Raw genomic sequence first — 26,427 nt, 5'->3', positions numbered from 1 at the left:
GGCCCTTTTGCTTTTTAGCGCTGTCACGAGCTGCTTGGCGCGAGCAGGCAGATGGCGTAGTGTCTGCTGCCTGTTCCTCCTGCCGCGTAATGACCCATGCCTGACTTTGAAGACGGTCTGCTCAACCAGCAGAACCTGCTGCGCCTTGCCCGTACGCCGATGCCGTTTGGTAAGTATCAGGGCCGGGTGCTGATTGATCTGCCCGAAGAATATCTGCTGTGGTTTGCCAAAAAAGGCTTCCCCGAAGGCCAGCTCGGCGCGTTGCTGGCGCTGTGTCTGGAGCTGAAAATCGAAGGGCTCGACAAGCTGGTCAAGCCGCTCAAACAGTAGCCTGCCGACAGCGGCGCGGGCGGCAGCTGTAACTTTTGCAATGCGGTTCTGTGCTAGGCTCAAAACAGAGGGCTGTCTGCCTGTGGGGCAGAGGGGCCGAACTGTTCCGGTGAGGAGAAAATGATGGCGGAAACGGTGTTTCGCTGTGTGCTGCTGGATAGCGCGCTGAATCTGGATGTGGGTGACTGGTCGGTGGAGGGCGCACAACTGGGGTTGCCCGAGGTACCAGTGAAGATCAGCAAGCATCGGCTGCACGGCGGCAAGCAGCAGGGTGTTGACCTGCTGACGCTGGAAAACGGCGAAATGCAGATCAGCCTGATTCCTACCCGTGGCATGAGCATCTATGAAGTCCGCTGTGATGGTTATCGGCTGGGCTGGCAGTCGCCGGTGAAGGAAGTGGTCAATCCGGCGTTTATCAATGCCGAACAGCGCGGTGGCAAGGGCTGGCTGGACGGCTTCAATGAAATGCTGGTGCGCTGTGGTTTCGAGTGGGCCGGTCATCCCTGTGAGGAAGACGGCGTGCTTTACACCCTGCATGGCCGGGCCGCCAATCTGCCTGCCTCGCGCATGACGGTCGAGATTGATCTGGCGCCGCCCTATGCGATACGGGTGGTGGCGCTGGTACGGGAAAGCACCTTCAAATGCTGCGATCTGGAGCTGCAGACCACCCTGACGCTGGAGCCGGGCAGCCGTGACTTCCATATCCATGATCGCCTGACCAATCTGGGTGACTACAACCAGCCGTTCCAGCTGATCTATCACGGTAATTACAGTTCACCCTTTCTGGAGCAGGACGCCCAGTTTCTGGCGCCGGTCAAACGCGTCACGCCGTTCAATCAGCGTGCCTGCGAGGGGCTGGCCCAGTGGCAACGCTATGCCGGGCCCACCGCCGGGTTTGACGAGGAAGTGTTCCTGCTGGAGTGCTATGCCGATGAGCAGCACCGTACTCTGGCGCTGGTGCACAACGCCGCGGCGGATCTGGGGGTCAGTCTGGCCTACCGTACCGACCAGCTGCCCTACCTGACCCTGTGGAAAAACACCGACACCGTCAGACAGGGGTATGTCACCGGGGTCGAGCCGGGCACCTGCTACCCCTATCCGCGCCCCTTTGAGCGCGAACATGGACGGCTGGCGGTGCTGGCTGCCGGCGCCAGTCGCGAATTTGAGCTGACCTATGGCCTGCTGATGGATGAGCAGGAGGTCGGCATTGCCCGTCAGCAGGTGGAGGCCATTCAGAATGGCCATCCCTGTGAAGTAATCACTCATCCCCCGCGAGCCGGCTCCTGATCGCATCCTGACCTGACTGACGGCGTACTTTCAGCGTCGTCAGTTCAACTGCTGTAATAACTCATCGGTACTCATCACCTGGGCAAAGGTGCCATGCAGCGCTGCGGCGACGGTGGTTTTCACCTGTGCTGCGGGTATCTGCTGGTCAGCAAAGCTGAGGGCCGGGCAGGCGGTGGCATCCAGTGCAATACGCACGCTGTAGCCCAGATCCAGTGCGGCACGGCTGGTACTGTCGACGCACATATGGGTCATCATGCCGACCACCACCAGCTCCCTGACCTCCTGTTGTTGCAGATACCCATGCAGCTCCGTACCGGCAAAGGAGTTGGGCAGATGCTTGATAAACAGCGCTTCGCCTGCCTCGGGCTGCATATCCGGATGCAGCGCCATGCCCGGGCTACCGGGGATAAAGAACGCCGCCGGGCGCCCCGGACGGGACAGCATTTCATGCTGAATCTGTATCGCAGGCCAGCCCTGGGCGCGGAAGTGAGCGAGCAGGCGGTTGATCTGCTGTACCGCGGCGTCGGGATTCTCCAGCGGCATCAGGCCACCGGCAAAGTAGTCTTGCTGGACATCGATAACAATCAGGGCGGGATGGCTCATGGTGGCTTCCTCTGCAGGAGTAAGTGAAGTGACAGACGCTAGATTAGCGGAGCCGCAGCGGGCAGACTGTTGGCGTAAATGACAATCTCGGGGTGGATTACGACATGAAGACCTCTGGGGCGGTGCGTATCGCCATCGTTGCCTATGAGCATGCTCTGCCATCAGCGCTCTATGGGCTGAGCGAAATGCTGGCGGTGGCGGAGCAACTGCGGCTGGAAAACGGAGCTGACAGCTGGTTGCCGTTGCACTGCGGCTTTCTGTGTCTGGGGGCGAACCGGCTGGCCTTGCCGCACCACTGGAGTCTGCAGGATGAGGTCGATGTGGTGATCCTGCCGCCATGCAGCATGGGCGAGCGGGCGCAGGCGGATGAAGCCTTCTTTGTCTGGTTGCGACAGCAGTATCAGCGTGGCGCCCTGCTGTGTTCAGCCTGTGTGGGCGCGGCTTTGCTGGCGGAGTCGGGATTATTTAACGGGCGCCGACTGACGACCCACTGGCTGGCCGAGTCGGAGTTTCGTCAGTGCTACCCGCAGATTCACTGGGATACGGCGCCGCTGCTGATTGAGGAAGCCGATGTGATCAGTGCCGGCGGCCTGACCGCCTGGACGGATCTGGTGCTGCGCCTGCTGTTACGCTGCAGCGGGCCCAGTCTGGTGATGCAGCTCAGCAAGTATTTTCTGCTGGATACGGCCGAGCGCGAACAGCGCTTCTATCAGCGTTTTATCCCCCTGCTCAGTCATGGTGATGCCCAGGTGCTGCAGCTGCAGCGTCAGTTGCAACAGGCGCTGGCCACGCGCTGGAGTCTGGAGCAGCTGGCAGCGCAGATTGCTGTCAGCCCCCGCACCCTGCAACGACGCTTCCTGCAGGCCACCGGCCATAACCTCAGTCGTTATATTCAGCTGCTGCGCATTGAGAAGGCCCGTGAGCTGCTGGAAACCAGCCGGATGGCAGTGGAAAAGATCGTCTGGGCGATTGGCTACGACGACCGTACCTCATTCAACAAGCTGTTTCGCCAGCAGCTGGGCCTGTCACCCAGTGAATATCGGCGGCGTTTTCAGGCAAAGCCTGCGTTGCTGACGAGAGTGTCAGAGTAGCCGCTACTCCTGCAAATAACCTCCGGTGGCCTGAATCGCCTTGAGTGAGTTGGCGGGGGAGACCCACATCACCAGCGCGGTCTGTTGCTGGCCGAGCTGAGGTACCGGCGGCAGGGTCAGTTGCCAGTGGCCTGCCTCAGCAGGCGGGCTGGCAAATTGCTGCCAGTCCAGCACCACAAAATCATGCTGCAGGGTGCGCCCGCTGTTTTCCCCAGACTGTACCTTGCTGCTCAGGCCATTGCCCAGATAGGCCAGATTCAGCTGTTGCCCTGTGGCTCCGTGTTCAAAGCGCACGTCCAGCTGCTGCCCGGACAGACTGGCCTCCAGCACGCCGGGATGTTCCTCACTGGCCTGCCACTGGCGGGCACCGCCAAACCAGCTGCGCCATTCATGGTTATTGATGATAAAGCCGGGGGTATAGACCTGACTGGTCTGCCCCTGCGCGGCCTGCTGACGCTGACGGTCGCTGTATAGCGCGCGGGCGAAGCGGTCGGTCCAGCCAAGGTTATTCCAGTAATCAACGTGGAAAGCGACCGGGATAAAGCTTTTAAACAGCCCCGGCTGCTGACGCAGGGAGGACAGCCAGTCATCGGCGGGCGGACAGCTGCTGCAGCCTTCGGAGGTGTAAAGCTCGACCAGACTGGTAGCCTCGGGACCGCTGCGGAACGTCTGTGCCGCCTGCGCGGACGACAGACTCAGGGCCAGCAGAGCGATACTGAGAAATACGGATTGTGCAGAGCGCATGGCAAGGTCCTTCCGATGGTGATCGGTGCAGATCGGATGCCAGTTAGAAACAGAAATAACCATTGAGTTCCTATTGTGTGCGTCATTTCCACAATTGGAGCAGGTGGTTGGAAAAGGGGCGGGGTGCGGGTGGAGCCAGCGCTTGGCGCCAGGCCTGGGAGAGCATTGCAGGTAAGGCCGTTCCACCCTCCGGTGGTGGCCTTACCTGCAAAGGATGAACAGCGGGTTAGTCTTTTTTCAGGGGATTATCGTTCAGAGCCGTCAGGCCATTGATGTCTCCGCCCTTGAGGCCGATTTCCGACAGCAGGGAGTCCAGCAAGGGTGCCTGAGCACGGTAGCGCAGGGCACTGTTGACCATCTGGTCGGCCAGCGATCCTTTACCGGCATCATCCGCATTACCCAGCGCGCCGGATTCCTGACCCAGCCCCTGTACCTGCAGGATCTTGATGTCGCTGATCTGCTCCATGGGTTTGACCGACTCGCGGATGATGTTGGGCAACTGCTCCAGCAGAGCCAGACGGACCTGCATGGCAATCTGCTCGGCTGACAGCAGGTTGCTGGCTTCGTTGACGGCGCGCTTGCCTTCCGCTTCCACCGTGAACTGACGGGCCTGCGCATCGGCCAGCAGCAACTGCGCATCGGCCTGACCACGGGCCTGCAGACGGGCCTTCTCGGCTTCTGCTTCTGCGGCAATACGAATGGCTTCGGCCTGATCTTCCGCGGCCTTCTTCTCGGCTTCGGCGGCGACAACAATGGTGATGGCTTCTTTCTCGGCTTCCTGACGGGCGTTGACCAGCTCAATGGTCTTGGCACGTTCGGCGCGCTCGGTATCCCGCACGGTGATGACGTTCTCTTCTTCCTTCACCGCTGCAGCACGAGCACGGTCGGCTTCGGCCTTGGCTTCGGATTCAGCGCGGGATTTCTCGGCCACGGCAATGGCACGCTCCTGCTCAGCCAGCTCGACGGCTTTACGTCGCTCGATCTCAGACTGTTCCAGAGCGCGTTCCTTGCTGATTTCACGCTCTTTAACCGCCTGCTCTTTCTGGATGTTCTCGTTTTGAATATCACGCTCGGCGTTGATGCGGCGCAGGTCCACTTCACGCTGAGCGGCGATTTCCGCTTCTTCAGCTTCGCGCTTTTTCTCTGCCTGTTCGCGGGCGATTTCCGCTGACTGAGCGGCACGACGCACGGAAATTTCCCGCTCCTGCTCCAGACGGGCGTACTCCTCATCACGAGAGATTTGCAGCTTGGTACGCTCGGTTTCCAGATTCTTCTGCTTGATGGCGAGGTCAGTTTCCTGCTCGATATCGTTGCGTTTCTTGCGTCGTGACTCGATGGCTTCGGTCAGCTTGGTCAGACCTTCGGCGTCGAAGGCATTCTGCGGGTTGAAGTGCTCAAAGCCGGTCTGATCCAGGCCGGTGAGCGACACGGTTTCCAGCTCCAGACCGTTTTTCAGCAGATCTTCGGAGACCACCTGCTGCACTTTCTGCACGAAGTCGACGCGTTTTTCGTGCAGCTCTTCCATGGCCATCTCGGCCGCCACCGCACGCAGGGCATCGACAAACTTACCTTCCACCAGTTCCTTCAGCTCGTTCGGGTGCATGGTTTTCATCCCCAGCGTTTGGGCGGCGTTGGCGATGGATTCACCGGTGGGCTTGACCCGCACATAGAACTCGGCGGTGACGTCAACACGCATACGGTCACGGGTAATCAGCGCCTGTTCTGAAGCCCGGCGCACTTCCAGACGCAGGGTATTCATATTGACCGGGATGATCTCATGCAGCACCGGCAGCACCAGTGCACCGCCATTGACGATGACCTTCTCGCCACCGAAGCCGGTACGGACGAAGGACACTTCCTTGGTGGCTCGTCGATACAGGCGTACCAGAATCAGACCAATGGCGAACAGGGCGACAATCACCACTCCAGCGATGATGGCAATATTGAGCAGGTTGTTCAGATCAATCATGGGGAATTCCACTCCTTTGAGATTCGTGTTGCTAAGACTGATGCTTCTGATAGTGAGGCATCAGCGATCCTGTCAGGGCCGTCCCTGGCTGGCGGACAACTGCGGATGGGGGTTGGCAATCGCCCGGAAACGGCTGCCAAGTTGTCTGATCAGCAGGACTTCCTCGCCCTGCCTGAGGACGGCGTCCTCTTCGTCCGGCTCGACCATTACATAGTGGGTCTGACCGAACTGATCCCGGGTGCGGGCTTCGGCAGGGCTGCCGTGGCGCGCTTCGCCGAGGGTAATAATGGCAATACGCCCGACCAGCGCGTCGGAGCGAATGGCGGTGGTTTCATCCCGTGGCATCACCTTGCCCACCAGACTGCTCAGCGCCCGGGTACAGGGCAGGGTCAGCAGCAGACTGGGCAGGCACATCAGCCAGCCCGGCCACAGCAGGCCGGTCAGCTGCAAGGCGATGGCCTGCAGACCAATACCGATCAGCCCGAAGCAGGTGAGGAAGACGATCAGCACCACCAGCAGGGGCACTTCGCCGACTTTCATCCAGCCGAGCAGGCGTGACAGGGCATTACTGTTGTCAGGCAGGTGGGCATCGGTATGCAGGTCAAGGCCGGGGATAAGGTGCTCAAACAAGCCTGAAAGGCCCATGCCGAGCAGGGTGGCGCCGCCTTCCAGCACCGCCAGTATCAGCATGATGGCCAGAGCCACAGAGAAAATCAGGTTTTCATCAGCAAGCAGCAGATGCCACATGACGGGGTCCTTGGCAGGGTGAAAAGGAGAGCGTGGACTGGCTACGATGCGCTTCAGTGTTCATGGTTGCGCGGTCTGGCGACGTCGGCCGCAGCTGGCTCGGCTGTGGTGTGCTGGCGCTGCGCCTTGGTGGCAGCCAGCCGTTCGGCAATCTGCTGTTCCTGACTGAGTTGCTCCAGTTCGGCCAGCTGCTGGCTATGCACGGGTGTAAGGTGACTATCACCAATGATGCTGCCGAGGGGAGCGGTAGTGTTGCTGAACGGGCCGTGCGGGATGTCCTGCTGCTGGCTGTGTTCGCGCACCAGATCCAGTTCACTGCGCAGTTCGTACTGCTTGGCACTAAGAGCTTTGAGGAAGGTATTGAGTTCGTTTTCGCGGTCACTGAGGGTGCGCAGCTGCACGGCGATGGACTGGATCTGGCTTTCCAGTTGCAGCTGCTCGGCGATGATGGTCTGTGCCAGATCATCGCGTTGGCTGTCGACAGCCTGTGTCAGTGGCATGGCCAGCCGGCGGTGCTGTTGCTGTAACTGCTGACGTTGTTTGTCAGCCTGATATTTGCTGGCGCTGACCTGGCCAAATTCGTGGCGAATGCTGTCAGCCAGACTGTCCACTTCTGCCATGGCCTGAGTATAGGCCTGCTCCGGGCAACTGCGCTCCAGTGCGGCCAGCCAGTGGCTGAGATTGCTACTGATCAGGCGGCTGACGCGTTTCAAGAGTATGTCGGCCATGCACCTTCCCTCTGTGCGTTACTGCATCACGCAGTCGGTGAGTGGCGGCGATTATCTGCATCGGCAGGTGGCTGACGTCCTTGCGCCTTGCCTATCGCCATCGGAGTCGATGCATCATTCTTGGCGATTAACGGATGTCTTGCAACAAAATGTAATCAAGGATGGCGAAAAGGTTTATTTACCGTCTCGTTGCGTTAATGAAGTGCTGAGTGGCGGGCAAAAAAAGCGCGGCCCACTGGAGAGGGAGTGGCCGCGCAATGGTGATTATTGATGGTGACACTGCGTTCGACAGGGTCACGCTGAAAAAGTTCAGCCCTGATGATGTTGCTTGTGAGCCGCCTGCAGTTCGGTCAGGGTGACTTTGCCATCCTTGTCGGCATCGAGCTGTTCAAAGTGTTTAGCCAGACGTGGCATGGCTTTGTCGGCTTCGGCCAGCGACAGGGCGCCATCACCGTCGGTGTCGGCCTTCTTGAACTCATCCATTAACCTGGCCTGACGTTCGGCATCATCCATGCGGCCGTGTTTGCCGTCATGGTGCTTGCCACCGTGCATACGCATCTGACTGGTGATTTCTTCCCTGCTCAGCTGCCCGTCGCCATTCTTGTCCATGGCAGCAAAGCGCTGGGCGGCCTCGGCCTCAAACTCCTGTTTGGAGATCTGGCCATCACCATTGCTGTCAGCTTTCTTGAAACGTTCGTCAAAGCGCGCCTGCATCTTGCCCTGCATGTCTTTCATGCGTTCGTCATGATGCGCCTGCCAGTAGGTTTTCAGTTCATCGGGGGTCAGCTTGCCGTCTTTGTTGGCATCGATATCGTCAAAGTGCCTGGCCAGACGTGGTATGGCGGCATCCACTTCCGCTTTGGACAGTGCGCCATCGCCGTCGGTATCGGCTTGCTTGAAGTGTTCTTCCATCCGTGCCTTGCCGTCACCCAGCTTGCCGTTCATGTCGGTGCTGGCAGCGTAGACCGCGGTAGCGGCGCCCATCATGCCGATGACCAGCAGGGAGGTGCGCAGGATACGGTTAGAAGCGGTGTTTTTTAGATTGGTCAGTGCTTTCATGGTCGATTACCTCATCAGTTGACTTGCCACTGCGGTGGCGTGTGGGCGATTGCCCGTCGTTATCAAGGGCTGCGTTACCACTGGCTGAGCCCATGACCTGTACTTTGAGGAAAATCCAGCGTTGCAGCTGTTGCGCGCAATGACGTAGTGTCACAGCGGGGTGGTTTTGTCATCCTGTGTAATAGTTCGCCAACGGCAGCCTTCTCTGGCACGGCTATCATAAGCATCATCACACCGGACGCTGTACAGCGAATGCTGGCGGGTGCAGATGGCCAGTGCAGCCGGTTCTTATTGATAGGTGAAGTAATGGAACAAGAACGCGGAAAACTACTGATTCTCGATGACGAAGCCGATTTGCGTAATCTGCTCAGCCGCTATCTGGGTGGCCGTGGTTACCGGGTACGTCAGGTAGAAAATGCCGAACAGCTGGACAAGGTACTGAGTCGCGAGAGCTTTGATCTGCTGATTCTCGACGTCATGATGCCAGATGAAGATGGCCTCTCCATCTGCCGTCGTCTGCGTGCAGGTGGTGAAACCATCCCCATCATCATGCTGACCGCCCGGGGTGAGGCGGTGGATCGTATCGTCGGGCTGGAAATGGGCGCCGATGACTATCTGCCCAAGCCGTTTGAGCCGCGCGAGCTGCTGGCCCGTATCGAAGCACAGCTGCGTCGTCAGCATATGCTCGGCGCGCAGTTGCGACAGCAGCCGGAAGAAGTGGTGGTGTTTGGTCCCTACCGTTTTGATCCGGTAGCGCGCTCGCTGACCCGTGATGGTGAACCGGTGCAGATTCACAGCAGTGAGTTTGAGTTGCTGCGGGCGCTGGCGGCCAATGCGGGCCGGCCATTGAGCCGCGAACGCCTGATTGAAGTCAGCCGTGGCCGCAATGCGGAGATCACCGAGCGTAGCATCGATGTGCAGATCATGCGCCTGCGCCGCCTGCTAGAAGACAATCCCGCCGAACCCCGTTATATCCAGACCGTGCGCGCGCTCGGTTATGTGCTGGTGACCAAGAATGCCCCAGTGGACTAATGCCGAGCGCTGGCCACGCTTCCTGCGCTGGGCGGTGCACAGTCTTTTTGCCCGCCACCTGTGGGTGCTGATCGCCCTGATCCTGTTTGCCCAGATCAGCAGTCTGACCATCTTCCGTGAGGCAGTGGAAAAGCCCATGACCCGTGAGCTGGTGTCGCTGGTCGGGCGCCAGCTGCAGTCGGTACGTGCCGGATTGCAGGCTCTGCCACCGCTCGAGCGCAAGCGCTTCATCATGGCCTACAACGAGCAGGCCAAGCGTGCTGAACCCCGTACCGGCGGCATGTTCACCGTGCCGGCATTGCAGCGCATGCTGGTGCACCGGGCTTCGCGCATGCTGCGTCAGTACGGTATGGAACTGCTGGTGCGCCGTGAAGAGCCGGGCTATATCTGGATCAAGGTCGAGCTGGACGGTCAGCAATACTGGATGCTGGCGACCGCGTCGGAATTGCCGCTGGGCCTGTCGGCCATGACGCTGGCGATCTGGCTGACGGCCATGGTGCTGGCCATCGTCGGTGCCCTGTGGACCCAGCAGCTGCTGCATAAGCCATTGAAGCGGCTGGTGCAGGCATCACGACAGCTGGGGCAGGGGCAGCCGATTGAACCGCTGCCGGAGAAGGGCCCCACGGAAGTGGTGGAGGTCAGCCGCAGCTTCAACCAGATGACCCGCGCACTGATGGAACAAGAAAAGGAGCGCACCCTGATGCTCGCCGGTGTCTCTCACGATTTGCGCACACCACTGACCAAGATGCGGCTGGCAGCAGAAATCATGGAAGACATCGCTGATGAAGAGCTGATCGTCAGCATGCGTCAGAGCTGCCGGCAGATGGACAGCATCATCGACCAGTTCATGGACATGGCCCGCATCGGCGAAGGTGAAGAGCTGGTGCCTGGTGATCTGGTTTATCTGGTGGAGGATGCGGTATCGCTGATGGATATGCCAATCCGCTGCGATCTCAGGCCCCTGCCGCCGGTACGCCTCAAGCCGCAGGCGATGCAGCGGGTGGTGGTCAATCTGCTGGAGAACGCCCGTCGCTACGCTAAACCTGAGTTCGCGGTGGCGACCTGGCAGGAAGGCGAACGGGTGTATCTGGCGGTGACTGATCAGGGGCCGGGCATTCCTGAAGAGAAGATGGGGGCGATGTTCACCCCCTTTGTGCGCGGTAATCAGGCGCGCAGCGGGGTTCCCGGTGCCGGTCTGGGGCTGGCGATCGTACAGAAGATCGTCCACCAGCACGGCGGTGAGGTGTCTTTGCACAATCGCCCTGAAGGGGGGCTGGAAGTCCGTATCAGTCTGCCGGTGTAAGCCGCCACAGGGAGAACAGCGGGTACGCGTCAGCGTGCGCCCGCTTCACTCTGTCTCAGGGGCTGACGCCCTCCGGGGGAAGCGCGCCCCTGTCTATCGTTACTTGTAATCGCTTTTATCCAGACCGTATTTACGCATCTTGTCCGACAGGGTTTTGCGCGGCACGCTCAGGGCTTCCATGGTGTCCTTGATGGAGCCGCCGTGGCGCTCCAGTTCCGTCTGAATCAGCATTTTCTCGAACAGCTCCACCTGCTCAGGCAGTGACAGCGGGCTGGATGGCGGGCTTTGCAGCAGGCGGTCGAATTCAAAGGTACAGGCCTCACCCAGCAATACATAGCGCTCGGCCAGATTGCGCAGCTCGCGCACGTTGCCCGGCCAGTTATGGGTCAGCAGGGCATGTACCTGTGAGGCGGAAGGTGGCAGTACTTCGCGCTTGTAAAGGGCGGAAGCGACTAGCGTAAAGTGGTGGAACAGCAGCGGCACATCTTCACGTCGCTCACGCAGGGCGGGGATGTGCACCTCGACAATATTCAGGCGGTAGTAGAGGTCTTTGCGGAATTCGCCGGTTTCCGCCAGTTTCAGCAGATCAATCTTGGTCGCGGCGATAATGCGGATATCCAGCGGGATCAGCTCATTGGACCCCAGCCGCTCAATGGCACGCTCTTCCAGTACGCGCAGCAGCTTGATCTGCAATGACATCGGCATGCTCTCGATCTCATCGAGAAACAGGGTGCCACCGTTGGCGTATTCAAACTTGCCGATGCGTTTCTGCTTGGCGTCGGTAAAGGCGCCCTGTTCGTGACCAAACAGCTCCGACTCCATGATGCTTTCTGCCACCGCGCCGCAGTTGATGGCGACGAAGTTGTGATTGTGGCGCGGGCTGCTCTCGTGGATATAACGGGCGATCAGCTCCTTACCGGTGCCCGTTTCACCGTGCAGCATCACGTCGGCAGAGGTCGGGGCAATCTGGCTGATCAGTCGCCGCATGCGCTGCATCACTTCGGTTTTGCCCAGTACTCTTGGCCCCAGCGTGGCGTGGCTGGCCAGCTCCTGCCGTAACTGACGGTTCTCCAGCGTCAGTGAGCGCTTTTCCATAGCCCGTTTGACTACATCCAGCAGCAGGTCGGCGGGAAAGGGCTTCTCGATAAAGTCGTAGGCGCCGTCGCGGATGGCGTTGACCGCCATGGAAATATCACCGTGGCCGGTAATCAGGATCACCGGCAGGTCAGCATCATGCTGATGTACCTGTTGCATCAGGGCCAGCCCGTCCAGTCCGGGCATATTGATATCGGTGATCACCACCCCCGGCCAGTCTTCCACCAGCAGGCTCAGCACCTTGTCGGCGCGCTCCAGGCAATGCACTTCATAGCCGGCAATCTCCAGCGTCTGGCTGACAGCCATGCGGATATGCTGTTCGTCGTCGACAAAGATGATGGGCAGGGCCATGGCGTGTCCTTACAGGGTTCGGGTGAGATGCTGTGCTGACCGTCGCGACAGCCAGCGGATGCAGCAGGCTTGCATAATAGCAAAGTTGCCTTCACAAAGGAGAAGGGCGCTGTGGCCGTGATCAGGGCAGTTCACACTGCGAGACACGGAAAACCAACAAGGAGGCTAGATGCTGCGTATTTGCCATGCTGTTCCCTGTCAGGAAAAAGTGTTTACCGAAAACGTGCTGCCGGATCACTGGCCGCCTGCCAGGGACGAGCAGATCTGGATCGACATTGGTGCCATCGACAATGAGCAGGAGCGGCAGATTCTGCTGGCGCTGGGGATTGAACCGCTGATGGTGGAAGACATCCAGCATCCGCGTAAACCGCCGAAGCTGGAATACCACGACGACTATACCTTTATCCTGCTGCGCGGCATGGATCAGGAAAGTACCAGCCAGAATCTCAAGACCCTGCAGATTTCCTTTCTTATCGGTGACAACTTCCTTATCACCCGGCATCAGGGCCGTTCTCGCAGTGTTGAGGAAAGCTGGCAGGAGGTGATGGCCGCCAAGTCTCCGTTGCAGGCCGCCGATACCGCCCGGCGCATCATGCAGCGTATCCAGGATCGCTATGTGCCGATGCTGATGGATCTGGAGAATCGTCTTGGTGAAGTGGAAGAGGAGCTGGTCGAGAATGCCAACGATGAGCTGCTGTCGGAGCTGGTGGGTTACAAGACCCGTCTGCGGCGGCTGCGTCGCACCTTCAACTACCACGAGCGGTTGTTTTCACAATGGAAGGAGGATGTGGAGGAAGAGCTGGGCGAACCGGATCGCGCCATGACCCGGCTGTATGAGGCAGCGGAGCGCCTGCAGAGTCTGGTCTCACTCTATTACGACTGGGTTGGCGACCTCTCTGACGGTTATATTTCCCTCGCTTCCCACCGTCTCAACAACATCATGAAGGTGCTGACGGTGATCACCGCCATCTTTGTGCCCCTCAGTTTTCTGGCCGGTCTGTACGGCATGAACTTCGACAACATCCCCGAGCTGCACTTCCGCTACGGCTATTTCGTGCTGTTGCTGGTGATGACCGGCATTGCGGCAGCGCTGCTGTGGCTGTTCCGCAAGTCACGCTGGATCTGAGCTTGCGCCGATAACGCCTGATGCTCCTGAGTGCCCAGCCGGAGCTGGGCACGGTGGTCAGTGACGCTTGCGCTCAGGGTTTGACGGATTCCAGCATGGCCACAGTGTGGCCAATACTCTGGCCTGAGCGTAACGCCTCGTAGGCTTCAACGGCTGACAGTTCGTAGTACGACAGATAGTGATCGATCTCCCGTGCGTCATCAGTGCCATCCACATAAGGACGGGCTCCGAAGGCGTTGTGCAGGGCCTTGACCGGATAAAAGCGGAACGGCCCCAGCCCCTGTTTCTCCCACGCGGCATAGCCGCCAATCACGTCTTCAGGTTCTGACTGCACTTTCCAGGTGTAGAGCAGCAGGCTGCTGTCATAACCCAGGCTGCGCGACAGTTTGAGGATGATATCAAGGGGGATGCGGGCGCCGATAGACGACAGTACGCGCCCGCCATGGTTCAGCAGGGGGTAAGCCTGCTCAATGGCCAGATAGTGCAGGCTGATCAGATACTGACTGACGAAGGCAGGTAAGGCCTCCTCACGGCTGGCGATAAAGGTGGAGCTGTTTTGCCCCTCCTCCAGACGCAGCTCTTCATCGGCGGGAATATTGGGCAGGTTTTCATAGATCAGATCGAAGCTGACGTCGCTGCGTGTCATCGGTGACAGCAGGTCACCGGTACCTGCCAGCAGATGCAGGGGGTAGTCCGGCAGGGTGTTCTCCAGAATATTGTGCTGGGCCTGCTCAATCACATCGGCATGAATGTCAGTGATGCCGACTTTCTTCGGGCGAAAGACTTCAATCGCTGCCAGTGCATCCAGACCGGTGCCGGTGCCAACAGTGCAGAAGTTTTCAACGCGGATACCCTGTCTGGCCAGCAGCCTGAATGACGGCGCAGCGACGGAGGCTACCCAGTCGCTGCGGGGGTCTTCTGCTTTGGGTAGGTATGAGCGGTCAGTCATCCCCAGTAGCAACGTATCCTTGATGGCGGCGGGCCTATCCACTCCTAGAAACGTCATCGTGGGGATGGCGACTGATTCCTTGGCTCGCTGGTTCATATACCGTGTTTCTCCTAGGGCGTACGGTCAATGACAGGCCAATAGCAATCACTATTGCGCCTGCAAAAGCATGGGGTTGCAGTGGCGTTCCCAGAACCCAGTGGGATAGCAACACACCAAAAAAGGGGTTCAGCAAATGGTAGGACGAGGCCGTGGCCGCGCCGCTGATGCGAATCAACAGCAGCCACAGTGCAGTGCCACCCATGGTGACGATGATGGCGAGGTAGAGAATCGCCCAGATTGAAGCAGGCGATGGTGTCAATTCGGTGTCAGACGTCAGCAGTGTCAGAGGCGCCAGGGCCATCACTCCGGCAGCTGACTGCCAGAAATTCAGCTGCAGGATGGGCAGGCCACTGGCCTTGCCGCGAAACAGCACGGTGCCGGTGGCAAAGGCACAGGTACCGAGCAGGGCGAGGAAGATGCCCAGCGGATCAGGGCGAATGGCATCCAGACCCACAATGATCAGTACGCCCGCAAAGCCCAGGGTGATACCCAGCAGGGTGCGACGGTTGAGCTGCTCAAGACGGCATACGGCAGACAGCAGCAGGGTGATAAGCGGCGCACAGCTGACCATGACCACCACCAGTGCGGCAGAAATGTAATGCAGCGAGGTAAAGGTCAGGCCGAGATAGAGGGCATTGTTGAGCAGGCCCAGCAGCAAACCGGTACGGATGACGCCCGGGTCCAGCAATGAACAGATGTTGCCGAGGCAAAGTGGCAGCATCACCAGACAGCTGAGCAGGAAACGTGCGGTCAGCACCAGCATCGGTGGCAGCTCATGGACGGCGATCTTGCCGCCGATAAAGGCTGAGCTCCAGATGGCGCTGAAGGCGATGATCAGCGGTATAAGCAGATAGAGGCGTGTTGTGTTCATGGCAGCGATTATCAGTCGCATAATTTTCCTTGAGAAATTAATTATGCCTTCACTAAAATCACTTTGATTAATGTTGAGGGCGCGCTATGAACAATGGCCTACTGCTGGGGAACCGCCAGATCACGCTGGAGCAACTGCGGGTGTTCGTCTGTGTGGCGGATGACAAGAGCTTTGATCGTGCCAGCCGTGAACTGCATCGCACCCAGTCGGCGGTGACCCAGAGCCTGAAGAAGCTGGAGCAAATCCTCGACTGCACACTGCTTGAGCGCAAACAGGGGCGGGTACTGGGGCTGACGCTGGACGGCGAACGCTTCCTGCCGGCCGCCAAGGAAATTCTTGCGCGGGTGCTGGATGCGGTCAGTGCCATTCAGCATCCGGGTCTGGGTGGGCATATCCGCCTGGGTGTACCGGATGATTTTAATGTCGTGGACATCCACGGTGCCCTGTCGCGTTGCATGGTGATCAACCGCGGGCTGGGGATTCAGGTCACCTCGGCCCTGTCTTCCCGCATTGCCGACATGCTGCAGGCCGATCAGCTGGATGTGGCCATCTTTAAACGGGTCGCCGACGAACAGGTGCAACACAGCAGTCAGGCGGAGGTGCAGGTGCTGCGCAAGGAGCCGCTGTGCTGGGTAGGGCGTGAGCCGGTGCAGTTCGATGAATTGCCGCAGCTGTCGCTGGTGGCCTTCCCCGATGGTTGCACTTACCGGCGGGCAGCGTTACAGGCACTGATGGCCACCGGTAAGACAGTCAATTTTGCCTATGCCAGCGCTGCCTATGAAAACATCCGCAGCGCCGTCAGTGCCGGCCTTGGGATCAGCGTGCTGCCGCAGGGTGCGGTTGGCCCGAAGCATGTGGTGCTGGGCAGGGAACAGGGCTTCCCGCCACTGCCGTTTGTCGAGCTGGTGATGGTGGTGCGCAGTAAGGATGAGCTGTATCAGCGCTTTGCTGAATACCTGCAGAACTCCAGCAGTTTTGCCGGTCTGCGGGTTGCCTGAATAAGCACCATCAATCCGTGACCCGGCACAGTCGGCAGATATCTTTCTGCTGCAGACTGGCTCTTTTTACCTGATTTTCTGTTGTGTTTAGCCAAAAAAGTACCAGTAATCAGGATGATGTTATTAGCTGAGCTTCAGCACTCCTCTGATAATGCCCTCATGGTTCAGGCCGCTGCCCGGCTCTTCAAGGCAGCGTATTAGATGATATGAGGTGAGCTATGAAGGCCGTGGTATTGCAGCCATCACGTCAGGTGGTGATTGAAGATATTCCTGCACCGGGCGCCCTGGCGCCTGATCAGGTACGCATCCAGATTCGCAATGTGGGCATCTGCGGCAGCGATGTGCATTACGTCAATCATGGCCGGATCGGTCCGTTTGTCGTGGAGCAGCCCATGCTGCTGGGGCATGAGGCGGCGGGCGTGATTACCGAGGTGGGCAGTCAGGTGCGGCAGCTGCAGGTGGGTGACCGGGTCTGCATGGAGCCCGGTGTGCCGGACCTCAGCTCAGCGGCCAGCCGGCGTGGTCTGTACAATCTCGACCCGGCGGTGACGTTCTGGGCAACCCCGCCAGTGGATGGCTGCCTGACCGAAGAAGTCATTCATCCGGCCGCCTTCACCTACAGGCTGCCGGAACAGCTCAGTCTGGCCGAAGGGGCGATGGTGGAGCCCCTCAGTATCGGGATGCAGGCGGCGACCAAGGCGCGGATTCAGCCCGGTGATCTGGCGGTCGTGATCGGTGCAGGTACCATCGGCATCATGACTGCGCTGGCAGCATTGAGCGGAGGGTGCAGTCAGGTGATCATCGCAGACCTGCAGGAAGAGAAACTGGCACTTATCCGCCAGCATTATCCGGCCATCCGCACGGTCAATATCCGCCAGCAGCCATTGCTGGAGGTAGTGCAGCAGGTCTCAGCGGGCTGGGGTGCCAATATCGTGCTGGAAGCCAGCGGCAGCCCGCGTGCCTTTGACGGCATTGTTGATCTGCTGTGTCCAGGCGGTTGTCTGGTACTGGTGGGCATGCCGCCTGAGCCGGTGGCGATGGACATCGTTGGCCTGCAGAGCAAGGAGATTCGTATCGAGTCGGTGTTCCGTTATGCCAACCAGTTTGAACGGGCGCTGGCACTGATGGCCTCTGGACGAATTAACGTAAAACCGCTGATCAGCCGGGTCTATCCTTTCGCACAAAGTGTTGAGGCGTTTGCCCGGGCGGTGGAAGGGATTGCCGGGGATGTGAAAATTCAGATTGAGCTGGCATAAGCAGACACGTTGCAAAGGGGTTTATGCTTTAGCAGGTCGTTGAAAATCTATCTGCGTTGCCGAATACCGCATCAAAAACAGGCTCAAAATGCTCATTTAGTTCACTAAACTCCGCTTTTTCGCCTGTTTCTTGTGCCCTCGGGGTATTTCCTTGTCTCGGCTGCCTCGATGACGTTTTTCAACAGCCTGTTAGTGAGCACATTCTGTGATGTACAGGGCGGGTATGACTGCCTGCCAGTCAAGACGGGAGGGACGATGGCCAAGGCTGTCAGGAAGGCGCTCAGTCCGGAGCTGGAAACCATTGAGCCGGGCACGCTGCGTTCATTTCGCTGGTGCCGTCATGGTTATCCCCATGCGCTGGCTAGGTGGCACTGTCATCCTGAGTATGAGCTGCACGCCATTCTGGAAAGTGCCGGTAAGGTGTTTGTCGGTGACTATATTGGCACCTTTCAGCCCGGCAATCTGATTCTCACCGGGCCGGGTCTGCCGCATAACTGGATCAGTTACAGCGACGGGGACAAGGACTATCCCCAGCGTGATCTGCTGATCCAGTTTCATCCTGATCTGCTCAAACGCAGTATCGATATCTTCCCCGAGTTACGTGAGGTGCGATCACTGCTGGCGCAGTCGCGCCGTGGCATTGAGTTTGGCCTGAAGACGTCGGCCCGGGTGACCGCCCTGCTGCAGGAGATGGAGCAGGCCAGCGGCGCCGGGCTGATCCGCCGGCTGCTGGAGATTCTGGAAATTTTGCAGCAGGCCGATGATGCCCGCCTGCTGGCCAGTGAGCATTATACGCCGAGCTTTAATCTTGACAGCTCGCCCAAGGTCAACCGCATCATGCACTTTCTGTTCGAGAACTTTAGCCGCGACATTGCCATGGCCGAGGTCGCCTCGCTGGTAGGCATGAGCGACAGCGTGTTTTCCCGCTTTTTCAAACAGAACACCGGCAACAGCTTCGTGCGCTACCTCAATACCCTGCGTATCAATCGTGCCGCGGAGTTGCTGCACAGCACCGACATGCCGGTCTCGAATATCTGTTTTGAAGTCGGCTTCAACAACCTGTCCAACTTCAACCGTCAGTTTATTCAGCGCCAGAAAGTCACCCCGACGGCTTACCGTCAGCGCTTTCTCGAGACCCTGCAGCAGCTCTGATCAGGGGCGCGCAGCCGCGCTGTACAGCCGCCGGCCAAGATAGTCGAACAGGCTGTCGAGGCTGATGGCCAGCAGCCCCACCAGTAACGCACCCTGCACCACGTACGCCAGATTGAAGTTGATCAGCCCGGCGATGATCGGGTCGCCCAGCGTCCGGGCACCAATGGTCGAGCCAATGGTGGCGGTGGCAACATTGATGATCAGCGAGGTCCGCACGCCGGCCAGAATCACACTGGCCGCCATCGGTAGCTCCACCTGCCACAGTTGTTGCCATGGCGTCATGCCCATGGCCTGTGCCGCTTCCTGTACCGCGGGGGCGATGCCCTGAATCCCTGCAATGGTGTTGCGCACCACCGGCAGCAGGCCGTACAGCAGCAGGCTGAAGAAGGCTGGCTTGAAGCCGAACCCCAGCGCCGGTACCGCCAGTGCCAGCACCGCGACCGGCGGGAAGGTCTGGCCAACGGAGGCCAGGGTGCTGACCAGTGGAAGGAAGTCGCGGCCACTGTCACGGGTCACCCATAACCCCAGACCGATGCCGGTCAGGCTGGCTGCCAGCCCGGAACTCAGCACCAGCAGGAGGTGGCTGCCCAGCAGGGTGAAAAAGCCGTCACGGTTGTAGATCACCTGTTTACTGTCCGGTTGCAGCCAGTGAAACAGCCCCTGCCAGTGCGGCAGGCTCAGCGTCACCAGTAACAGCAGGCTGACGCTGAGCAGCAGGGCGACCGGCCACTGACGTGTGCTGGCAGTGGTCATGGCTGCTGCTCCAGAATGCGCTGCATGTTCAGCTCGCCGATTACCTGCCCGCTGTCATCGCAGACGGGCAGGCAGTCCACCTTGTGCCACAGCATCTGCGACACGGCCAGTTTGAGGCTGTCGCTGCCGCGCAGTCGTGGCTGATCGGTGTGCAGGAGCATTTGCGTCGGCTGCAGCAGCTCCGCCACGGTGGTGCAGGCGGCGGCCTTGAGGCCCCGGTCCTGCTGGCCGATCAGGTTGGTGACAAAGTCATTGGCGGGATGTTGTACCAGCTGTTGTGGACTGGCGTTCTGGATGATCCGGCCCTGATCCATCACCACGATGCGGTTGCCGAGCTTCAGCGCCTCGTCGATGTCATGGGTGACAAAAACGATGGTTTTGTGCAGTTCGGCCTGAATCCGCAGCATCTCTGCCTGCAGGCTGTCACGGGTGATGGGATCCAGCGCGCCAAAGGGTTCGTCCATCAGCAGGATGTTGGGGTCGGCCGCCAGCGCCCGCGCTACCCCCACCCGCTGGGCCTGCCCGCCAGACAGCTGGGCCGGCAGTTTGTCAGCGAACTGGGCCGGGTCGAGGTGCAGCAGCTCCAGCAGCTGGTGGACCCGCTGGCGGATGCGCTGTGGCTCCCAGCCCAGCAGCTGCGGAACAACGGCGATATTACGTGCCACCGTCCAGTGGGGGAACAGACCGATACTCTGGATGGCATAACCGATACGCCGGCGCAGCAGCTCCGGCCGCAGCCCGGCGATGTCTTCGCCGTCAATGCGGATTTGGCCATGGCTCGGTTCGATCAGCCGGTTGATCATGCGCAGGGTGGTGGATTTGCCACAGCCTGAGGTGCCGATAAAGACACAGAAGTCCCCCGCCTGAATGGTCAGCGACAGCGCGTTGACTGCGATGCTGTCGCCGTAGTGTTTACTGACCTGATCCAGTTCGATCATGGCGTTGGCTCCCGATGGCAAAGGCGGGTCAGCAGACCCAGCAGAACGTCAGCCAGCAACGCCAGTACGATGGTGGGGATGGCACCCAGCAGCACCAGATCCATGGCGGCCTGTCCCAGCCCCTGAAAAATAAAGGTGCCGAGCCCGCCGGCCCCGATCAGGGCGGCCACCGAAGTGAGGCCGATCGCCTGAATCAGGGTGATCCGGATACCTTCGATAATGACCGGCAGGGCCAGCGGCAGGCGCACGGCCAGAAAGATCTGCATGGGCGCCATACCCATACCACGGGCGGCATCCAGCACCTGCGCCGGAACTTCCTGCAGGGCGACAAAGGTATTGCGGGTGATGGGCAGCAGGCTGTAGCCCACCAGAGCGATCAGCGCCGGTGCCCAGCCAATGCCGCGCACATTCAGGGCCTGCAGCAGGGGGGAGTGGGCGGCCAGATAACTGAGCGGCACCATCAGCAGGCCGAACAAGGCCAGACTGGGAATGGTCTGCAGCAGATTGAGCAGCTGAAACAGCGGCTGTCGCAGGCGCACGGAGGCCTGAGCGGCAATCGCCAGCGCGATGCCGCACAGCAGGGCAATCAGTACCGCAGCCCCCGCCAGCTGCAGGTGTGTCTGCAATTCCACCGCGAACTGGGCATGACGCTGGCGGTATTCCTGCAGCAGCGACAGGCGATCCAGCGCGCCGCTGGCACACAGTGCCCAGAGACCGACCGTGGTCATGACGATGACCAGCCATGGCATGCCGACCAGCCGATACTGCCGGGCCAGTCGCTGGCTGGCCTCGACCACCAGCAGTGCCAGAAACACCCCCATGCACCAGAAGCCATTACCCAGACCCACCCGGGCATAGGGCATGTCGGCTGGCAGATGCTGATGGGCATAGCTGGCGACGGCCAGCGGTAAACCGATCAGGGTCAGAGTGGTCAGCAGCAGCAGGGTGAGGTAACGGTTGCGTGACGGCCGCCAGCTCAGCATGGCCATCAGCCCCAGCAGTGCCATCAGCAATAGCGTGGCCGGCAACCCTGCTGCCGTCAGCAGGCTGATATCCTGGCCGGGAGCAATGCGGTTGGGTTGGAAGGTAACGAAGTTCAGCAGCAGCGCTGCTGCCAGAGCCAGCCCTGTCATCGTCAGGATGACGCGGTTGTAGGTCATGGGGTTTCCTTGTTGTCTCCGCCCGGCTGTCGTCTTGGCAGGCCGGGCGGATCAGCGTGTCACTGTAATGAGAGCGTGAGTACGCTCTTACAGCCCCTGACTGGTGAGAAAGTCCTGCGCCACCTGTCTGGGGTCCAGACCATTCACCGCTACATCGGCGTTGAGTTTTTGCAGGGTGGTCAGATCGAGCTTGCTGAATACTGTATTGAGCTTCTCAGCAATCTGCGGATGGGCATCCAGCACCTCCTTGCGGATCACTGGCGCAGGCTGGTACACCGGCTGCACGCCCTTGCTGTCCTCCAGTACCACCATATCCAGTGCGCTCAGACCGCCATCGGTGCCGTAGGCCATGGCAGCATTGACGCCATTGGTCTGCAGCGAAGCTGCGCGCAGGGTGGCTGCGGTGTTGCCGCCGGACAGCACCACCAGCTGATCACTGCTGAGCTTGAAGCCGTAGGAGTTCTGGAAGGCAGGCAGGGCACTGGGGGATTCGACGAACTCACTGCTGGCGGCCAGTTTGAAGTCACCGCCTTTGGCCAGATAGTCCTGCAGCTGGTCTAGCCGGGTCAGCTGTTCCTTGCGTGACAGGTCCCCGCGCACACTGATGGCCCAGGTGTTGTTGGCATTCGCCGGTTGCAGCCATACCAGCTGATGGGCTTCCAGATCCTTGGCTTTGACGGTTTGGTAGGCTTTATCGGCATCCTTCCACAGCGGGTCGTCTGCCATGTCGTAGAAGAAGGCGCCGTTGCCGGTGTATTCAGGGTAGATATCGATTTCGCCACTGATCAGGGCCTTGCGCACGATACTGGTGGCGCCGAGCTGAATCTTGTTCTCGGTCTTGATCCCCAGCTTGTCGAGGGTGAGGAGAATCATGTTGCCCAGCACCGAGCCTTCGGTGTCGATCTTGGAGGAAACCACGACGCTGTCTTTGGCCATCGCACCGCTGGCAGCGAGAGCTGAACTCAGCAGGCCCGCGCCCAGCAGTTTTTTCCATTTCTTGTGTTGCATCGTACTACTCCGATTGTGAGTTGATTGGCGTGTTGTTTCAGGCAACGTGCGCCGATCTCCAGATGAGGGGAAAGTGCGGTACAGCAGACAGTGTATAAGAGCCTTTGCGCAAAGCGCCAATCTAACGGCAGCTGATTCACGTTTGGCAAAGCGATCTGCCTGTCGAATACAGCCTGTTAGGGTCTGGCAGGCCAATAAACAAGAAAAGCTGAATTTCCGTGCGGAGATGGCTAAGTTGGCAGATGGGTCTATACCTTTTGACGAGATACGCAGATGGGCGTATCCCCCTGCGTTTTGCGAACAGACAAGGAGTAACGATGGCAACGACGGTGACGTATGACGAGCTGGTCGCTCAGACGCTGGCAATGTGTGCAGCAGTCAGCAATTCGCCACAGGGCCGGCTGCAACTGCGTGAGGCGTACTATGGCAAGTACGGCTTTCCATTACTGGCCCGGCAGGAGCTGGGGAACGCTTTTGACAAACCCGGTGCGGTGCATGGCGTCGATCTGCCTGATCTGGGATACGGCAACTCGGAAATTGCCTTTCTCAAGTGGGAAATCAAACGGGGTGTGCTGAACCCTATGGATGATGCCTCCATGCCTGCGGGCAGCCCCTGGTGGCGCGATGTTAACCTGCGTTTTATCTATTACTCCGAGCTGGCCGGGCTGATGTTCGAGAATAACGTCAGTGAACCGGAGGCGCCCGTGGCGACCCTCAACTGGCTCAACTATCTGCACAGCCCCTCTGCCAAAACCTGGTACTGCGCCCACAACACCTCGATTCTTGCCGGGTTTGAGCGTTACAAGGCGCAAGCCGCCCAGGAGGAGAGCGTTGAACAGGTATTCCTCAACATCACCCTGTACCGGCTGATGTTTGCTCAGGCGCTGGTGGAAGATGCCACCATGTTCGGTGAGCTGGGGGCGATCATGGCGGATCCGCGTGGTTTTGCGGTGGCGCTGATCACGCATCTGCCCGATTTCTACCCGCTCAATTATCCGCTGCATGGCCTCAACGATCTGCGCATCATTGAAGGCTGGGAGCTGAACCTGCAGGGCTTGGGCATTCGTATTCTTGATCACGATATCATCCTGCCGCATCTGACCGCGCTGTATCAGGCCTGTGCCCACTGGGACAGTGCACCGTTCATCAATGGTTATGTGAAGGATGGCAAGCCGGTTTATCCGCAGTAAGAAGAGGTTCATGCTCGTGTGAGGAAGGTCTGACCGCCGCAGGCAACAGACGAAAAAAAGCCGGAGTGATCATCTCACTCCGGCTTTGTTCTCTGTGTGGTGCGGCTTACTGGAACAGATCTTCGCCAGGAATCAGCTCGGTGCTGCCGCTGACGGCACGGGCGGTGAGCAGGCCCGAGATGGTGGCCGACTCCACACAGCCCATGTTGAAGCCGTTGCGAATCCAGTCACCGGTCAGGTACAGGTGACGGAACCCCGACCCGTCGGTTTTCAGCCGGTACTGTGAGCTGCCGACGGTGGACTGCACATAGCGCTCGGACGGATCGATATTGGCCCGCCAGTACTGGGCATCGAAGCGCGCCTGACCTTCCAGACTGTCCGGCGCAATCAGATACTGCCACTTGAAGCCATCGGCATCGGTGGCGTTTTTCCACAGCGACCCAAGTGTAGTGTTCATCATGGTGATGCACTGTGCTTTTACCTTGTCAGCCTGACTCTGCACATAGGCAACGTTGGGCGCGGGTGGCGGAGCATCGGGGTTGAACACGCCGCAGAAGTAGCTGATGTCCTTGGGCTCGTCGGTGACTGGCCAGGTTTCCCGTGCCACCAGATAGCTGACGTCGGCCCATGAATCCATGGCCTGCGCATCGAAGCCCAGAATCTCCGGCGCTTCCTCATCGGGCTGATAGTTGATCCAGCCCAGCTGCTCAACGTCCTGATTCAGCCATAACTGCATGGCCTGCGTGGCGACGGTCGAGATATTTTCGGTCATGGCGGCGAACGCCGGATTGGCCGCCATCAGGGTGGGGCAGAGGGACGGCAGCGACGCCACGGAAATGCCCAGAATCACCTCGTCGAAATCCACCCCCTGTTTCAATATCACCTGAGGCTCGTCGTAGATTTCCGGCCAGTCGCTCCAGAACGAGTTGAGGTTGATATGGTTGGCTTGCAGCTTGGCGGCGACGGCATCATCAATCTGATCGTAGAGCGGTTCTGACGGCCAGCAGGGCAGGCCCTTGACCATCACCAGCGGCTCGTATTCCTTGCTCGGGTCTTTCAGCGGCACCTGCTGGGCCAGCCGGATATGGCTGATGTAGTCGCCCTGGTCATCCTTGTCGGCAACCACTTCCTCCACCCGGTGGAAGAATTTGAACTGCACGCCGCGGCGCTTCAGCACTTCGTAATAAGGGCCAAAAACGGTGTCACCCATGCCGGCCTGCATGCGCCAGATAAAGGACTGTTTGGAGCAGGACAGGGCGTTGAGGCCAGCACGGATCACGGTGCCGGTTTCGACGTTGGGCTGGTCCAGCAGGCCATCCTTGTAGGCAAATACACCACCGTAAAGTGAGGCCATGATCGGGCCGTCGAGGGTGATCTGGCTGGCGCCGTTCTGCTGCAGCCAGTCGCGCAGGTTGATGTCGTTGGCCGAGTTCAGACCATAGTGATACAGCTCATCAGCGAGGATGCCGATCAGCCCGGTCAGGCCAAAGTCGGCCATCATCCACAGCCGGCTGACCTTGACCGACAGATGCAGAAACGGTGCGGTCAGATCGCGCAGGGCAGTGCGCACGCCGGTCAGCAGTTCGATCAGCGCGGCATGGGGCTCACCCGTTTCCAGACCTTCCAGCGTTGGCAGGGTTTTCTGGGCCTGCTGCAGACGGGCGTTGATATCGGCCAGTGCATCCTTGTCGAGCAGCTCCAGCATGTCATCTTCCAGACGCTGGAACAGCGGCAGCGCAGGTGGCTCACTGCCATCCAGCTGCTGGGCGCCGCCGGTGTGGTTGAGGATCCAGGCCACCAGCATGGCCAGCGCCGTCATCAGCGGTTTGGGGTTCCAGCCATCCCCAACGATGCCCGGCAGGGCAAAGGTCTGGATGGGCCAGGCGCACCACTGCTTGTCGAACTTCTGCGCGAAGGCCGTGGTATGGTGCGGCTTGAAGGCGTCATCGAGGGTCGCCAGCGGCTGGTCGGGTGATCGGCCCAGTTCCTGATAGCAGGCACGCATGTAGTGGAAGGAGTTGTAATAAAAGCCAAACCAGACATGGATACCATGCTCTTCGATGCGCTCATGATCATCGGCGTTGCGGCCACTGGCACCTTTTCCGCCCAGCAGCCAGCCCATCTGATAGAGAGTGATATCGTATTTTTCCTGCCAGTTGGCCTCACTGGTCAGCTTGAAGGCGGCGGTGATGGCAGAGACGCCACCACCAAGGATGACAATTTTGCGCTTTTTCGCCACCGGACTATTTGAACCGGTTGGATTGATTGACTCAGATGGGCTAGGTATAACCATTACGCTTTCTCCAGCGGTCTATACTGTGCAAACAGAGTGAAACCAATTGACTCCCAGTATTCACCCAGACTGAACCTGTGTTCTGTGTACCGACGGAGTATTTACCGGCAGGTGGTATGCAGAACGGCGTGAGCAGTTAAGTAAACGCTGGAGTGAGTGGCCCTGCGCCAAGGTTAGTTGTTTTTTTTTACCTTGCCATGTCTGTGTGTGAACACACAGTCATTGCTGACAAACAGACAGAGCAGTACCGATACAGGTCTTACCGGCGTCTGTGGGCATGACACCAGCGGTGGCC

At 59.4% G+C, this 26,427-nt stretch carries 24 protein-coding genes; 10 read left to right on the top strand and 14 right to left on the bottom strand.

The genetic code is table 11. The features are described from left to right. Positions 1-96: 96 nt before the first annotated feature. Both QCD60_RS07160 and QCD60_RS07155 read left to right on the top strand, forming a co-directional pair. Positions 97-330 carry a DUF3820 family protein gene (locus QCD60_RS07160; RefSeq protein ID WP_279783741.1) on the top strand — a complete coding sequence of 78 codons (234 nt, stop codon included), beginning with the start codon at positions 97-99 and terminating at the stop codon, positions 328-330. A gap of 120 nt (positions 331-450) precedes the next feature. Continuing rightward, entirely contained in the window at positions 451-1,617 is a 1,167-nt protein-coding gene (locus tag QCD60_RS07155) for an aldose 1-epimerase family protein (RefSeq protein ID WP_279783739.1), read from the top strand. A 39-nt stretch (positions 1,618-1,656) separates the two neighbouring features. Here the strand turns inward: QCD60_RS07155 and QCD60_RS07150 are convergent, their stop codons facing one another. After that, complete coding sequence (locus QCD60_RS07150; RefSeq protein ID WP_279783737.1) at positions 1,657-2,220, bottom strand: cysteine hydrolase family protein; 564 nt, start codon at positions 2,218-2,220, stop codon at positions 1,657-1,659. A 104-nt stretch (positions 2,221-2,324) separates the two neighbouring features. Between QCD60_RS07150 and QCD60_RS07145 the strand changes: the two genes are divergently transcribed. After that, positions 2,325-3,311, top strand: coding sequence for a helix-turn-helix domain-containing protein (locus QCD60_RS07145; RefSeq protein ID WP_279783735.1), 987 nt, complete (start codon positions 2,325-2,327; stop codon positions 3,309-3,311). A 3-nt stretch (positions 3,312-3,314) separates the two neighbouring features. Here the strand turns inward: QCD60_RS07145 and QCD60_RS07140 are convergent, their stop codons facing one another. The 5 genes from QCD60_RS07140 to QCD60_RS07120 all read right to left on the bottom strand — a co-directional run bounded on the left by QCD60_RS07140 (position 3,315) and on the right by QCD60_RS07120 (position 8,558). Continuing rightward, positions 3,315-4,055, bottom strand: a complete 741-nt coding sequence (locus QCD60_RS07140) for a DUF1223 domain-containing protein (protein ID WP_279783734.1) — start codon at positions 4,053-4,055, stop codon at positions 3,315-3,317. A 226-nt stretch (positions 4,056-4,281) separates the two neighbouring features. Continuing rightward, positions 4,282-6,024 (bottom strand): flotillin domain-containing protein, encoded by a 1,743-nt coding sequence (locus QCD60_RS07135; protein ID WP_279783732.1) that lies wholly within the window; start codon positions 6,022-6,024, stop codon positions 4,282-4,284. A 72-nt stretch (positions 6,025-6,096) separates the two neighbouring features. Further along, positions 6,097-6,771, bottom strand: coding sequence for a YqiJ family protein (locus QCD60_RS07130; RefSeq protein ID WP_104156087.1), 675 nt, complete (start codon positions 6,769-6,771; stop codon positions 6,097-6,099). 53 nt (positions 6,772-6,824) lie between these two features. Continuing rightward, complete coding sequence (locus tag QCD60_RS07125; RefSeq protein ID WP_279783729.1) at positions 6,825-7,499, bottom strand: PspA/IM30 family protein; 675 nt, start codon at positions 7,497-7,499, stop codon at positions 6,825-6,827. A 309-nt stretch (positions 7,500-7,808) separates the two neighbouring features. Next, positions 7,809-8,558, bottom strand: coding sequence for an EF-hand domain-containing protein (locus QCD60_RS07120; RefSeq protein WP_279783726.1), 750 nt, complete (start codon positions 8,556-8,558; stop codon positions 7,809-7,811). Positions 8,559-8,864: 306 nt separating this feature from the next. Between QCD60_RS07120 and QCD60_RS07115 the strand changes: the two genes are divergently transcribed. Continuing rightward, on the top strand, positions 8,865-9,590 hold the full coding sequence (locus QCD60_RS07115) for a response regulator (RefSeq protein ID WP_104156084.1): 726 nt from the start codon (positions 8,865-8,867) through the stop codon (positions 9,588-9,590). Continuing rightward, positions 9,574-10,893, top strand: a complete 1,320-nt coding sequence (locus tag QCD60_RS07110) for an ATP-binding protein (RefSeq protein WP_279783723.1) — start codon at positions 9,574-9,576, stop codon at positions 10,891-10,893. The genes QCD60_RS07115 and QCD60_RS07110 overlap by 17 nt, the downstream gene beginning before the upstream one ends. Before the next feature lie 99 nt (positions 10,894-10,992). Here the strand turns inward: QCD60_RS07110 and QCD60_RS07105 are convergent, their stop codons facing one another. Then, the gene (locus tag QCD60_RS07105; RefSeq protein ID WP_104156082.1) at positions 10,993-12,339 is read right to left on the bottom strand and encodes a sigma-54 dependent transcriptional regulator; all 1,347 of its coding nucleotides are present in this window, start codon (positions 12,337-12,339) and stop codon (positions 10,993-10,995) included. Positions 12,340-12,508: 169 nt separating this feature from the next. Here QCD60_RS07105 and QCD60_RS07100 point away from each other — a divergent pair, with 169 nt between their 5' ends. Beyond that, entirely contained in the window at positions 12,509-13,465 is a 957-nt protein-coding gene (locus QCD60_RS07100) for a magnesium transporter CorA family protein (protein ID WP_279783721.1), read from the top strand. Positions 13,466-13,538: 73 nt separating this feature from the next. On the opposite strand, the gene QCD60_RS07095 is transcribed toward QCD60_RS07100, so the two are convergent. Beyond that, positions 13,539-14,510 (bottom strand): hypothetical protein, encoded by a 972-nt coding sequence (locus tag QCD60_RS07095; RefSeq protein ID WP_279783719.1) that lies wholly within the window; start codon positions 14,508-14,510, stop codon positions 13,539-13,541. Further along, the gene (locus tag QCD60_RS07090; RefSeq protein WP_279783717.1) at positions 14,449-15,405 is read right to left on the bottom strand and encodes a DMT family transporter; all 957 of its coding nucleotides are present in this window, start codon (positions 15,403-15,405) and stop codon (positions 14,449-14,451) included. The genes QCD60_RS07095 and QCD60_RS07090 overlap by 62 nt, the downstream gene beginning before the upstream one ends. 65 nt (positions 15,406-15,470) lie before the next feature. Here QCD60_RS07090 and QCD60_RS07085 point away from each other — a divergent pair, with 65 nt between their 5' ends. The 3 genes from QCD60_RS07085 (at position 15,471) to QCD60_RS07075 (ending at position 18,790) form a co-directional block, all read left to right on the top strand. Next, positions 15,471-16,382, top strand: coding sequence for a LysR family transcriptional regulator (locus QCD60_RS07085; protein WP_279783714.1), 912 nt, complete (start codon positions 15,471-15,473; stop codon positions 16,380-16,382). Between the two features lie 218 nt (positions 16,383-16,600). After that, positions 16,601-17,638, top strand: a complete 1,038-nt coding sequence (locus QCD60_RS07080) for an NAD(P)-dependent alcohol dehydrogenase (RefSeq protein WP_279783712.1) — start codon at positions 16,601-16,603, stop codon at positions 17,636-17,638. A 255-nt stretch (positions 17,639-17,893) separates the two neighbouring features. Then, entirely contained in the window at positions 17,894-18,790 is an 897-nt protein-coding gene (locus QCD60_RS07075; protein ID WP_279783710.1) for an AraC family transcriptional regulator, read from the top strand. Here QCD60_RS07075 and QCD60_RS07070 read toward each other — a convergent pair whose 3' ends face one another. The 4 genes from QCD60_RS07070 to QCD60_RS07055 all read right to left on the bottom strand — a co-directional run bounded on the left by QCD60_RS07070 (position 18,791) and on the right by QCD60_RS07055 (position 22,649). After that, positions 18,791-19,543 (bottom strand): ABC transporter permease, encoded by a 753-nt coding sequence (locus tag QCD60_RS07070; protein WP_279783708.1) that lies wholly within the window; start codon positions 19,541-19,543, stop codon positions 18,791-18,793. Further along, positions 19,540-20,481 (bottom strand): ABC transporter ATP-binding protein, encoded by a 942-nt coding sequence (locus tag QCD60_RS07065; RefSeq protein ID WP_279783706.1) that lies wholly within the window; start codon positions 20,479-20,481, stop codon positions 19,540-19,542. Before QCD60_RS07065 ends, QCD60_RS07070 begins: the two co-directional genes overlap by 4 nt. Further along, positions 20,478-21,641 (bottom strand): ABC transporter permease, encoded by a 1,164-nt coding sequence (locus QCD60_RS07060; RefSeq protein ID WP_279783704.1) that lies wholly within the window; start codon positions 21,639-21,641, stop codon positions 20,478-20,480. Before QCD60_RS07060 ends, QCD60_RS07065 begins: the two co-directional genes overlap by 4 nt. Before the next feature lie 87 nt (positions 21,642-21,728). Next, positions 21,729-22,649, bottom strand: coding sequence for an ABC transporter substrate-binding protein (locus tag QCD60_RS07055; protein ID WP_279783702.1), 921 nt, complete (start codon positions 22,647-22,649; stop codon positions 21,729-21,731). Positions 22,650-22,966: 317 nt separating this feature from the next. Between QCD60_RS07055 and QCD60_RS07050 the strand changes: the two genes are divergently transcribed. After that, on the top strand, positions 22,967-23,839 hold the full coding sequence (locus QCD60_RS07050; RefSeq protein ID WP_279783700.1) for a hypothetical protein: 873 nt from the start codon (positions 22,967-22,969) through the stop codon (positions 23,837-23,839). A gap of 106 nt (positions 23,840-23,945) precedes the next feature. Here QCD60_RS07050 and QCD60_RS07045 read toward each other — a convergent pair whose 3' ends face one another. Next, positions 23,946-26,132 carry an NAD(P)-binding protein gene (locus tag QCD60_RS07045; RefSeq protein ID WP_279783698.1) on the bottom strand — a complete coding sequence of 729 codons (2,187 nt, stop codon included), beginning with the start codon at positions 26,130-26,132 and terminating at the stop codon, positions 23,946-23,948. Between the last annotated feature and the right edge of the window lie 295 nt (positions 26,133-26,427).

Source organism: Pokkaliibacter sp. MBI-7 (genome assembly GCF_029846635.1).
Lineage (GTDB): Bacteria > Pseudomonadota > Gammaproteobacteria > Pseudomonadales > Balneatricaceae > Pokkaliibacter.
Note: the sequence above shows the minus strand (reverse complement) of the source record. Positions and strands in the feature narration are given on the sequence as shown.